The organism is Thermoplasma sp. Kam2015, assembly GCF_003205235.1.
Taxonomy (GTDB): Archaea; Thermoplasmatota; Thermoplasmata; order Thermoplasmatales; family Thermoplasmataceae; genus Thermoplasma.
Window position 1 is genome coordinate 60,501 of sequence record NZ_QJSM01000021.1, and the last position, 13,062, is coordinate 73,562.

General features: G+C 41.6%; 10 protein-coding genes. 4 read left to right on the forward strand and 6 right to left on the reverse strand.

Features of this window, described 5'->3' with window-relative positions:
- Nucleotides 1–326 precede the first annotated feature (326 nt).
- A complete protein-coding gene (locus tag DMB44_RS04660; RefSeq protein WP_110641332.1) occupies nt 327–1,103 on the forward strand; it encodes an SDR family oxidoreductase in 777 nt (258 codons plus the stop codon).
- A gap of 134 nt (nt 1,104–1,237) precedes the next feature.
- Here the strand turns inward: DMB44_RS04660 and DMB44_RS04665 are convergent, their stop codons facing one another.
- A complete protein-coding gene (locus DMB44_RS04665) occupies nt 1,238–2,221 on the reverse strand; it encodes a mannonate dehydratase (protein ID WP_110641334.1) in 984 nt (327 codons plus the stop codon).
- 213 nt (nt 2,222–2,434) lie between these two features.
- On the opposite strand from DMB44_RS04665, the gene DMB44_RS04670 reads away from it, so the two are divergent.
- The 3 genes from DMB44_RS04670 to DMB44_RS04680 are packed head-to-tail and all read left to right on the forward strand — an operon-like array spanning nt 2,435 to nt 7,017.
- Nucleotides 2,435–3,445 carry a TrmB family transcriptional regulator gene (locus DMB44_RS04670; RefSeq protein WP_161952098.1) on the forward strand — a complete coding sequence of 337 codons (1,011 nt, stop codon included), beginning with the start codon at nt 2,435–2,437 and terminating at the stop codon, nt 3,443–3,445.
- A gap of 48 nt (nt 3,446–3,493) precedes the next feature.
- Nucleotides 3,494–4,945 (forward strand): beta-galactosidase BgaS, encoded by a 1,452-nt coding sequence (gene bgaS / locus DMB44_RS04675; RefSeq protein ID WP_110641338.1) that lies wholly within the window; start codon nt 3,494–3,496, stop codon nt 4,943–4,945.
- 59 nt (nt 4,946–5,004) lie between these two features.
- Nucleotides 5,005–7,017, forward strand: a complete 2,013-nt coding sequence (locus DMB44_RS04680; RefSeq protein WP_161952099.1) for a YncE family protein — start codon at nt 5,005–5,007, stop codon at nt 7,015–7,017.
- A 289-nt stretch (nt 7,018–7,306) separates the two neighbouring features.
- Here DMB44_RS04680 and DMB44_RS04685 read toward each other — a convergent pair whose 3' ends face one another.
- The 5 genes from DMB44_RS04685 to DMB44_RS04705 form a co-directional block, all read right to left on the reverse strand.
- The gene (locus DMB44_RS04685) at nt 7,307–8,293 is read right to left on the reverse strand and encodes an ABC transporter ATP-binding protein (RefSeq protein WP_110641342.1); all 987 of its coding nucleotides are present in this window, start codon (nt 8,291–8,293) and stop codon (nt 7,307–7,309) included.
- A 9-nt stretch (nt 8,294–8,302) separates the two neighbouring features.
- Nucleotides 8,303–9,094 carry an ABC transporter ATP-binding protein gene (locus tag DMB44_RS04690; RefSeq protein WP_110641344.1) on the reverse strand — a complete coding sequence of 264 codons (792 nt, stop codon included), beginning with the start codon at nt 9,092–9,094 and terminating at the stop codon, nt 8,303–8,305.
- Nucleotides 9,087–10,043, reverse strand: coding sequence for an ABC transporter permease (locus DMB44_RS04695; protein ID WP_110641346.1), 957 nt, complete (start codon nt 10,041–10,043; stop codon nt 9,087–9,089). Before DMB44_RS04695 ends, DMB44_RS04690 begins: the two co-directional genes overlap by 8 nt.
- Nucleotides 10,044–10,976, reverse strand: coding sequence for an ABC transporter permease (locus DMB44_RS04700; RefSeq protein WP_237265295.1), 933 nt, complete (start codon nt 10,974–10,976; stop codon nt 10,044–10,046).
- 108 nt (nt 10,977–11,084) lie between these two features.
- Complete coding sequence (locus DMB44_RS04705) at nt 11,085–12,914, reverse strand: ABC transporter substrate-binding protein (protein ID WP_110641348.1); 1,830 nt, start codon at nt 12,912–12,914, stop codon at nt 11,085–11,087.
- Nucleotides 12,915–13,062 lie beyond the last annotated feature (148 nt).

A 13,062-nucleotide genomic window follows, 5' to 3' on the forward strand; every position in this document is an offset into this window, starting at 1 on the left:
CAATAATTTATCTTCAAGCATTTCCTCAACATATGCGGATTATGTCTATCATTAGAAGTAAATAATTTTTCACCAGTCGATTCAACTATTCTATCGATGTTTTGTAAGGGAATACAGATTCTCCTCATTCTCTGCAGGATACTATCTCATGAATAAAATAGCAGACTTATGAATTATTCTTCTCACTGGTAAATATCACCGATATTTCTCAACGTTATTCAAAATTAAAATTCACAGTTGGCTGCTATTATTTCAATTTATATTTTATATGATCAGCATATTACATAACGGAAAGGAAAAGTATAGAAAATGCATCTGATCGTCGTATGTACAAGGATCTAAACGGAAAGACTGTATTGATCACTGGAGGTACGAGAGGCATTGGAAAAGCTATAGTAGATAGATTCAGGCTAGAGAAATGCAACGTCATTTCATTTTCAATAGATGATCCAGAGGAAGAAGACAATGGTGTAATGTATCTAAAGGGTGACGTCTCAAATCATAATGATGTTAGGCTTTCCGTGAACAAAGTTACAGAGAAATTCGGAAAGATAGACGTCCTAGTTAACAACGCTGGGATTGAGGAATACGCCCCTTTGGATATGACTGACGAAAAGATGTGGAACCGTATAATGAGCGTCAATGTGAATGGCGTATACAACGTTTCAAGAGAGGTTATAAAAGTTATGAAGGTCAATGGCAGAGGAAGTATAGTCAATATTTCTTCCGTACAGGCCAACATCGTAACGAAGAATGCTGCTGCCTATGTAACATCTAAACATGCAATAATCGGCATAACGAAGAGTATAGCACTTGATTATGCCCCAATAATAAGATGCAATGCAGTTCTTCCAGCAACAATAGATACGCCGCTTGTTGATAAGGCAGCTAAACTGGAGGTGGGTGATGATCCGGTCAAAATAAAAAAGAAAAAGGAGGAGTGGGGCAGATCACATCCAATGCTTAGAATCGGAAAGCCTGAAGAAGTGGCCAATGCAGTGGCATTCCTTGCATCAGATGAGGCATCATTCATAACAGGCGTGTCTTTGCTTGTAGATGGTGGTTTAAGCATAAAAGCACCTATAAGTACTCCAGACGTTTAAATATCACCTCGATCCCGATTTCACCTTAATTTTTTAACAACAAATAAAATAGTATAATGGCGTAAAAAAAGTATTATAAATTATCTATAGGATGAAACTTCAGACTAAATAGAGGTAGAAAATATAATCATGATTCAACTGAGAGAATTCACAGCATCGCGTAGTCCATTTATGTATCCTATAGCGTAGAGACGGCCGAGATACGAATAACCTGGCACGGTTGCATCATCTGAAGATAGAGTGGGCACGTGATCAACGCGCATAATCCCATCAAAATCCACATCGTTATATGCCCTCATGCATTCATAAGCATCTGTTTTGCCGTGCCCTATGAGTGTCTCTGTAAAATTGTTCTTGTCCCCAACTACATCTCTGAAGTGCACAAAGGCTATCCTCCTGTTGAAATGCCTTATGACGGCTGGCAGATTATCCGTCATCAGCGTGAAATTACCCTGACATAGCGCTATGCCATTGTACCCGCTTCTATTTAGTTCTAAGAGCTTATCATATGCCTCTATCGTGTTCATTATTCTAGGGATGCCCATCAGATCAGGTATTGGAGGATCATCAGGGTGCATGGCCAGTTTAACATCATTTTCCTCAGCAATAGGAATTATGAAATCAAGAAATTCCTTAAGATTCTTCCACAGATCCGATCTTTCTATTCGGATACGATATTTTTCAGCATTTTCAACGTCGCTGTATCTGAAACCTGAAACTTTGCCAAATTCGCTGTTGATGTGCGTCGACGTTCGCACCCATCCGATCCCCGCCATCCAATTGTAGCACCACAGATTTATACCGAGCTTTCCGAAATTTTCCATCATATGAGCGATATGATCCATATCCTCTTCCTTGCCATTAAGGCCCAGTTTTATCCTTTCCATTGGTGGATTATCTTCTATGGCCACAAGACTAAAGCCACTATCGGAAAGCATGTTCTTATATTTCAAAAGCGAAAGGTATCCCCATGGCTCATCTTCGCTGTGCATCCTCCAGTCGCTGAACCATCTCGGCAGAACGCCGACGGCATGCTTCACACCTATCTGTTTCAACATTTCCCAGTACCTATTCGGTCTATCTTCAGTGAGCATCTCGGCGATATCAAAATCAAGCATGATCAAGAATCTCAGAGGCTTATTAATATGCATAGGGTGCAGCGATAACTTTGAATTGCACATTCCATCAAATTAACACCAGATTTCTTGAGAGAGCTTGCAACTCGATTTAGAAAAACATTAATTTTCATGATCCAATGACCTTAGATTTATCAATGAACCATAATATTTGATGCATCTAAACTTATTTATCTGTTTTTCAATAACATGGTAATGGAAAATGACATATTCTCCGGTCTCTCAAAATTCGGGCTTTCTCCATACGAGATCAGGATATACGAGGTACTGGTGCTAAAGGGACCGATGAGTTCAACCGAGGTAGTGAAACTCACCGGTATACCGCAGCCCAGAGTATACGATCTCTTTAACTCTCTTATCAAAAAGGGTTTCATAGAGGAGAGCATGGGAAAGAAAAAGATATACAAGGCCATACCAGTATCGCAGGTTTTGAAGCGAGAAAAAGACTGGCTTGATTCCTATTCCCTTAACCTTCAGCGTTATGTTGAGAATAAGAAGATGTACCCTGACAGATATTCTACCTTCCTTTCGCTTGTGGAAGGTTATGACGGCATAATACAGAAGATGCAAAGCATGATCAATGAAGCAGAGAATGAGATCATAATTTCTTTATCCAGCCATAAATTCTATGATCTGAAAGAATACCTGCAAAGAGCCTCAAGTCGTGGAGTCACCGTGGCGGTACTTGTCTTTACTGATGAGGACGTTCAGTTTGAAGGGCAGGCCATAGTCAGAACGATACACGGAAAGCCAACTGAAATGGTTATCTCTGACAGAAGATCATGTATCATAAGCGTGGAGGCGGAGAAGGGCAACAGTGAATACGCGCTTTACTTCGAAGAGGATAATTTTATTCACGTTATGTCATATTATTTTAATCAGTCTCTCTGGAGTGTGTCAAGGATAGTCAAAAATTTCTATATCGCACGAGAGATAAAATTTTGCAATATATGGCTTACATGCGATGCAATAGATTTCATGTTCTCAAGAGGAATAAAACTGGATGCTGAAGTGGAAGGCTTCTACCATGACGACAGAAGGACGATCAAAGGTGAAATTATCAAGACCGAGAGGATCCCATTTGTTAGAAATACATTTTACATCAAGAGTGGAGATAAAACTTATTCAGTAGGTGGAAAGACTGCAACCCTGGAGGATATCAAGATGATAAATGTGAAACTTCATCCCTCAATACTACAACAATGAGTATCTGTGATTCAGGAAATTTTAAGTATATCAGGAAAATGAATTTCAATGTTTCCTAAGGGATTCAAATTTGGTTTTTCAGAAGCTGGTTTTCAGTTTGAAATGGGACTGAGTGATCCTGATCCAAATACAGACTGGTATTCATGGGCTCATGACGAGTATAACATCAAAAACCACATAGTTTCTGGTGATCTTCCAGAAAATGGGGCCGCATACTGGGATCTGTATCGCAAGGACCATGATATTGCGCAGCATATTGGTATGAACACCGCAAGGATCGGGATAGAATGGTCCAGAATTTTCCCAATATCGACCGAAGCTGTCAAAGTTGGAGTGCAGGAAGATAATGGCGATATAATCAATGTGGACATAGATGAAAGAACTTTAGAAAAACTCGAAGGCCTTGCAAACTACAGATCCCTAGATCACTACAGACATATGATAATGGATCTCAAGAGGAGAGGTTTCTTCGTAATTGCAAATCTCTATCACTGGTCTACACCGATCTGGATAAATGACCCTTCCCGAAGGGATCGTGAGAAGGATAACGGTGTGGGAAATTGCTTCAACAGAAGATCCGTTATCGAATTTGCAAAATTTGCAGCATATACGGCCAGTAAATTTGATGATCTCGTGGACAGATGGTCCACCATGAATGAACCTAATATTTTATTCAATGGACAATGCAGCACAGATTGGAACCCAGACTCCATGGCCATAAGGAAGAAGTTCTTCACAGAAGCACACGTCAGAGCCTATGACGCCATAAAGAAATTTTCCAGGAAACCTGTAGGCATAGTATATGCAAACGGGGATATGCAGCCAAGGACGGACGAAGATAGAGAAGCGAGGGACTTAGCGGAATATGAGATAAGGTACTCGTTCTTTGACGCAATAATGAAGGGTGATCTATCATGGTACGCCAGATCGGCCGATCGCAAAGGCATAAAATATGGGTCGGATCACAGAAAAGATATGGTTGATCATCTTGATTGGGTAGGTGTAAATTATTACAGCAGAGATGTTATACAGAAGGAAAATGATCGATGGGCAATTGTCCAAGGGTATGGTTATGCCACCGGTGATAGGGATAAATCCCTCGATGGTCGTTCGGTCAGCGATACTGGATGGGAGGTGTACCCTGAAGGTATATATAATCTGGTGATGGCCTATCAGAAACGTATAGGTCTTCCGATGATGATATCTGAGAATGGAATCGCGGATGACTCGGACAGATTAAGGCCAAGGTATGTTGCTTCACATTTAAAGAATCTGGAAAGGGCTATAAAAGACGGCGCCAGAGTTGAGGGCTACCTGCATTGGGCACTCACAGACAATTATGAGTGGGCATCTGGATTCTCCAAAAAATTCGGTCTCGTGAAAGTGGACTTCAGCACCAAGAGGAGATACATCAGGCCGTCTGCATTTGTTTTCAAAGAAATTGCTGAAAACAATGGCGTTCCCGAAGAACTTGACTGGATCGCAAGCGACAGATTCTGAAGAAAATGCCTATCAAAATATTACACAAATTGATTATCGCATTATCCATTACTGCAATTTTGACTCTGAGTCTCATTCCCTTAATTCATGCTGAGAATTTCGAGAGTATCACATACGCAGAAGAAAATACTAGATCTTCAGTCGGAAGCACCGTTGATACCCTCGATCTATTGAACGGATCGCTTTATGATGGTAATTTTCTAGATACTGGAAATGCAATTGTGCCTACGACAGGATCGTTCGATACAGCCGATGGTTACATTTTCGTCGCGAACTACTTTACCAACAATGTCTGCGTTATAGATCCATCTGATGGGGATATCATAGATACGATCCCAGTGGGATCAGGCCCGATGGCTGTTCTCTGCGATGGACACAATAATATGATCTATGTTGCAAATCAGCGTTCCGGAAACCTCTCCGTTATCGATCCACTGTCTTTCTCCGTTATGGAGAGCATAGATGTTGGATCGGGGCCTCAGAGCATTGCGTACGATCCTCAAGATAATAACCTCTATGTTGCTGACTCCTATTCCAACTCTATATCAGTAATATCAGGATCCGATCATGTGTCCAGCACGATCGCCCTTCCAGGATCATCGGATGTTGTTTTTAACGGTTATAATGGTTATCTTTATGTTTCTCAGTACAGCAAAAATCAAGTTGCAATTATTTCACCAGCCAATGATAGCATTTTGGGTATCTACCCAGTCGGTGCCGGACCTGCTGGGCTTGCGGTCGATCCTTCTAACGGCAATATACTGGTTGCAGATCAGCTGGCTAATGAAGTAACTATTCTTAGCCCATCTGGAAGGCGGTTATCCGTTGTCAACGTAGGCTATGATCCATTTCAGATATCATTTGATCAGAACAACGGGGAGGCTTACGTTACAAACTTCAATTCCAATACCGTATCCGTAATATCAGCTTCGTCATATTCTGTGATAAAGACATTCAATGTAGGCCTGAATCCTTATGGAGTTTTCGGGCTCTCTGGATCTGAATTATGCATAGTGAATGAGTACACAAATAATCTGACGCTGATAAATACCACTGAAAACAGAATAATCTCTACTATAAATATTGGGTCCGGTCCCCAAGGGATATGCTATGATCAGTCAAACGGAATGATATATGTGACCAATGCGTATTCAGATTTTGTTTACGTTATTAATTCAAGCTCTTTAAGGCTGGCTGGAATCGTATATGTCGGCTGGGGACCATCAAGCGTAGCCTTTGATCCGTTCAATAATTTAATCTATGTAGCTAACTATGATTCAAACAACATATCGGTCGTAGACGCAGGTGATGGTCGATCGATCGCAGAGATAAACACTGGTTCAGGCCCAGCCGGATTAGTGGTGGATACGGAGAATGGATACGTTTACTCTATAAATCAGCTTTCGGACAATGTTTCTGTAATCGATCCGTATGATAATTCTGTGGTATCGACGATAGATGTCGGATTAAGCCCGTTTTCAGGTGCCTACGATGGATCCAATGGTATGATATATATTGGAAATTTTGGGTCTGACAACGTATCTGTGATAAACGCAACCTACAATACTGTCGAAGATTCTATAAACGTAAGCTCTGGTCCACAGGGTGTCGCTTATGACTCACGGACTGAAAGCATATATGTGATCAACTTCAATTCCAATACCGCCTCCGTTATAAACTCGGACAATAGAATCATAGCAATGATAAATACTGGATCAGGACCAGAAGGAGTATGCTACGATCCGTACAATCAGAATATATACATTTCAAATTCAGGAACAGACAATGTATATGCGATAAATGATACAACCTATGAATTATCATCCACAATTCAGGTTGGGGATTATCCATTCAGGGATGTCGCGGATCCTGAAAATGGATATGTTTTCGTCACAAATACATATTCTGGTACTATTTCCGTGATCCACCCTAGCAATGGAACATCTAAAAATGTTAGCTTTGGGAATGTTCCTGATCACCTCGCTATGATACTCGCTCTATCATTACTGCCAATAATCGTCGCTCTATCCTACGTTATAATCCGGGCAAAGAGAAATAAAAAGCGCACTTAACTAAGCGAACATTCATAGGTATTTATTGCATACGTATTTTATAAAAAATTAATGGTATTGAAATGATCATATCGATTGAAGCTTAATTTCGCTATAAGTTGCTTACTTCATCATATGGAGCCGATTCAAAAATCTTCTATAGGTATCTGGATCTTACAGAATGAAAACTAACTAGATCGCTGCTACATAACGCTCTATGGCCTATACTATTACCTTGCCATGCATGGAGATGTGATTCAGATTAAGATATGCCGCAATACCCAATAAGAAAGCAGACGCCGTCAATTTCTTACGCCTGTTTTATTGAAACTCTCCATGCAGGATATCTAATGCAACGTCTGAAGTGACTGCCATCGTCGCTCACCAGATCAGGATGGCTTTCTTCGCATAATGTCTGAGAGAACGGACATCTCGTACTGAACTGGCAGCCAGCAAATCCCTCCCTGTAATTGCTTGGGTTGCCCAAAAGCCTTAGCCCGGGAACGCGCTTTGAGCCAATCCTTGGTATGTTCTTTAACAACAGAAAATTATACGGATGCTGTGGATCGCTGAGCATATCATCCCTTGTTCCGAGTTCCACTATCTCGCCGGCATACATCATTGCAATCTCATCTGCTATCTCGTACAAAATAGACAGATCGTGTGTTATGAATATCATAGTTAGGGATCTCTGCCTCTGTATTGCTTTGAGATCCTTTAAAATGTCATGTTCAACAAGCACATCCAATCCAGTTGTTGGTTCATCCAATATGACAAGATCGGGTTTGAACAAAAGTGACATCGCTATGACAACCCTCTGTCTCATTCCTCCGCTTAGTTCATGCGGAAAGCTGTCAAGCACAGTGTCCTTCAGCCTTACCATATTTATTGTGGAAACGATCATATCATCATTTGTTTCCGGCTGCAATCCATGAGCTATCATCAGATCATAGAACTGATATCTTATTCTCTTCACTGGATTCAGGGCATTCATAGCGGCCTGAGGTATGAATGAGAATTTGGTTGCACGTATCCTCCTGAGATCTTCAGGCGCCATGCTCAATATATTCTGACCCTGAAACATGACTTCTCCAGATAAGATCTGGCCAGGATACTTCAGAGATCTGTATATAGCCTGGGCCAGGGTGCTCTTTCCAGAACCAGATTCGCCGGCTATCCCGAGTATTATACCCTTTCTGACCCTTAGGTTGAAGTCCTTTATAATTGTCGTGTATCCGTTTTCTGAATCATAGCCTACAGTGAGATCTTTAACATCCAAGATTATGTCGGATTGCATATCATCCCCTCAGATTCTCTTATATGGATCAGGCGCAGCTGCTATCAGGGATTTTGTGTACGGATCCTTTGGGTCTGAAAGTATTTCCTCTGTTTTTCCGCTTTCCACTATCTCACCATTATGAATTACGTAAAGTCTATCTGTTATCATACTGACAGTGTTCAGATCATGCGTTATGTAAATTATGCTTATACCTAAATCATTTCTTATCTTTTCCAACAGATCCAATATCTCAATTCGTAGGGAAACATCGAGCATCGAAACAGGCTCATCCGCGATGAGAACCTCAGGTTCAAGCGCAAGAGTTCTGGCCAGATAAACCCTCTGCCTCTGTCCTCCGGACAACTGATGGGGGAACTTATCCCTGAAATAGCCTGGTGGGTCTAATCTTACCATCTGAAGAAGCGCGTCGATTCTTTCCTCAACATCCCCCTTATAATGAATTATCTTCAAAGGTCTCCTTATATGCCACGCCACAGTATGATATGGATCCAGCGAGGCGTATGGATCTTGGAAGACCATCTGCACCTTCGATCTGTACTGCTTCAGCTCATGGCCATTTATGCCCGAAACATCTCTATCATGAAATAGGATCTTTCCAGATGTTGGCCTGTAAAGGAGGACAAGAATCCTTGCTATTGTGCTTTTACCGCTACCACTTGCTCCAACTAGGCCAAGTATTTCACCATCAGAGAGAGATATATTTACATTGTTCAGGGCAGTTATATTCTGAACTGCAGCGAAGCCCTTTCTCATCTGAAATACTTTGGAGACGTTCTCGGTTTTAATTACCTCAATCATTCTTAACAATCCTCTTTTTTCTGCTGTATACCCTCAGCGATGGATTGGCCATCTCATCCAGACCAAAGTTCAACAATATGAATGAGAACATCAGCATCGATATCATTATGCTGGGCGGAAGGATCCACCACCACTGTCCTGTTAGATAGGCTTCATTGTTTATAGCCCAATAAAGCATCGTACCCCAGTTAACCTGCTCGACGTTTCCTACACCCAGATATTCAACAAATGTGAGACCCATTGCACCATACATCGAAGTGAAAAAGAAGTTGGATACCACCACGGGCATTATAGCTCTCATTATCTGTCTGAATATTATACTCATCCTGGATTCCCCTATGAGCAGAGAGGATAGAATATAATCCCTCTTTGCTATTGATAATGTTATGGATCTGAAGGTCCTTGCCCCAAAGGCCCATCCAGTGATAACGAGAATTATTATTGTTGGCAGATATCCGAGGCTCTCATGTATACCAAGGAAATAGGTACCGAAGAGCATAATCAGCAGAACACCTGGCACAACCAGGAATATGCTTATTATGGCATTTATGGCCTCATTTACTCTTTTGGAAGCGAAGCCTGAAAGAAGACCGACGAATACCGATATAAGCGTTCCGAACACACCAACTGAAAAGGCAATCATCAGGGTTGGCGCAGCGCCTCCCAGCAACTGTGAAAACACATCCTGACCATAACCAGTGGTTCCTAGTATGTTGACCGAATTTGGTGGAAGACCCCTAGCGAATAGGTAAGCGTCAGGTTGGTATGGTGTATAAAATATTCCCACAATTGAAAATACAACAATGCCTATCAGGAGAGCGAAGCCCACTCTAGACTTATTGTTTTCCAGAATTACGCCCAGCGATGATCTTATCTTTTCCATCACTGACATAAATCTTTCATAATGAACTGATCTCTCTGGAATGCGATGATAATTCTGATCTTGCATTCACTCACCCTCCTGCCTTATTCTGGGATCTAGAAATCCGTAAAGTATATCAACCACAAGATTACCTACTAGAACTGCAATAACGACCATAAGAAATATGCCCTGCATCAATGGATAATCGAGCGAATCAATTGCGGTTATCATGTAGAGACCCACACCTGGATATGAGAAAATGGATTCCTCTATGATCACACCGCTGACAGACAGACCTATGGACATAGCAAAACCCGTCATATTTGGAAGCAACGCGTTTTTGTATGCTATGCTCTTTATCTGATAATCCTTAAATCCGAGATTTTCAGAGAAGTTGATGAAATCGCTGTTCAAATTTGGAATTATGTTATTTCTCATACCTAAAACCCAGCCGCCGAGAGATGTCAATATTATAGTCAGAATTGGAAGGAAGGCGTGATACATAACGCTGATCAGAAATGGGACGTTGAAGCCCATTGTAACGTCAAGACCATATGCACCACCAAGTGGAAATATGTGGCCATATACTGAAAAGATATCAAGAACTATGAAGGCAAGTACAAAAGCCGGAAATGATGCCATGAACATAGCAAAGATGTCTATTGCCAGATCCCTGTACGTGTTTCTGTTAACTCCAGCGTATCTTCCAAGACGGTTTCCAATGAAAAACGATATCGTTATTGAGGAGATCACGAGAAATAATGTCCATGGCAATGCCTCAGCCAGTATTGAGGAGACTGGTTCTGGGTAAAACGCAATGGAGATTCCAAGATTACCATGGAATAGATTCCAGAGATACTGAAAGTACTGATCATAGATCGGTGCATTGGATATTCCGTACTCCACCTCAAGCTGATGCAGATAGCTTGGATTTATCCCGCTTCCTCCGGCCTTTAAAATCTCATTATATACAACGACTGCTGGATTGCCTGGCATCATTCTTGGCAGAAGAAAGTTCAATGTGACAGCGCCGAGAAAGATACCGAAAAATAATGATAATTTTTTAATTATATATTTTATTGGGATTTTCATTACCATGCACCATGATCACTATCACATTCCCTCCCATTATTTAGCTTTGATTTTTCTGTTCCTGACGTACAGTCCAGCTATCGCTGCCACTATGACCACCACGATAGCTGCGCCGGCTATGTCGTAAACTAGTGGATTCAGCCCGCCAGTTGATTTGCTGTTGACTGGATAGAGATGCAGGATAACGACCTCGTTTGGCCCTGGATACCACGGCATTGGGATCCAGTATGGATTCTGAGCGTTAGGCCAACCCTCAATGCTGCTATTTACATATTCGTACCAGTCAGCAGAATAAACCACATAGACTATAGGCATCTGCTGCAGCATTATCGATGCCATCTTGTTTATGTAAAGATTCTGCTGTGTCGCATTGGTGAGCGCAGTATAGTTATTGAAATACTGCATAAAGCCCGTACCGGTGGCATTCCATCTCTCTGGATTTGTGTATGCCGGACTTCCTATCTTTACTATATTGCCCACTAGACCACTGTAATCGTACCATGCGCTTGGACCGATACCAGTATCAACGTAGAGAGCCATCTGATACTGCCCATCAGTTACGTCACTGGCAACGGTGTTCTGCGTCGGTGTCTCGATGTTCACAGATATACCAAGCTGATTCAACTCATTCGCGATTAACGCTATATCTGTGTCCCAGTCAGAATAACCAGCTACGGACATCAGGCTGAGGGTTGGTACGGGTGTTCCATTTGGCGCGGTCAACCTGCCAGTTGTCGCGTTTATCGTGAAACCATGATCCGCAAGGATCTGCTTCGCATATGTGAGGTTGTACGTCGAGAGCCTGTTGGCCATTGCAAGGTTGGTTGAATTGAGCTCGCCTAGCTGCTGATACAGTAGACCTGCAGCATTTGCTGGCTGCTCGTATCCATATTCTCCAATGTTCATTATCGCAGTTCTGTTTATGGCCACACTTATTGCCTGCCTGAAGAATGACTGATTTAGAGGATACACGAGATCATTAAGCAATAAGGTAACAGGCTGTCCCTGTGGGAACCAGTAATGGTTGTATTCTGGATTCTTTGATACAAATAGCGTTGTTATATTAGGAGCGAACACTGATGCCCACTCGACCTGACCTGTCTGCAGAGCCAGAGTGAGAGCACTGTTGCTTGTGTAATCAATATACACAACATTCTTTATCTTCGGCTCACCCTTCTGCCAGTAGTTAGGATTTGCTGTGAGGATTATCTTCTGAGGTGAAAAGCTTTCAAGGATGTAAGGGCCTGTTCCAATTGGATTCTTTATTATCTCGCTGACCGGATTGGATGTATTTTGAAACTGCTGTGGCAGTATCATAACGTTGGAGCCAACATAGAACAGATACTCTGTGTTTGGACTTGTGAAGTTGAACTGAACCTCATAGGGGTTCACTTCGTATATTGATTTTATAGCGCCCCACTCATCGAATAATTTTTTCTGCTCATTAAATGTGAAAAGGACACTACTCGCATTAAATGGTACTCCATTACTGAATGTTACGTTGTGTCTAAGATATAATGTTAAGACCGTAGCATTTGAATTCCAGGAATAACCGGTAGCAAGCCATGGAATAACTGTACCATTGTAGGTATTTATCTGCAAAAGCGGTTCGTATATCAGTCCCATGATACCGGCCGGTGTCAGCCATACCCCATCAAACGGATTAAAATTGTCCGTAAAGGCTGGCGTTGGACCTGGAGATAGATATAACGTAGAATTACCATCTGATGAAGATGAAAGAGGACTGACCGTCGTAGTTGATTCCGTCGCGGGAACGCTGAAGATTACAGTGAGAGAAGATATCGCTACTACTAAGACAGCTAATATAACAGCCGTTTTTTTAAGTGCCGATTTATCATTTGGCATGCTCTCGAAACTGGAAGGTTGGTATTTAAGGATTTTCTAAATCCTCATACTCACAATTATAGTATTTTGTTAGAATGCCAATATATGTCGATCTATATATTGAATGGTGAGCTGGATTCAAATCAAAATACTTTAAAGTAATGTGAGA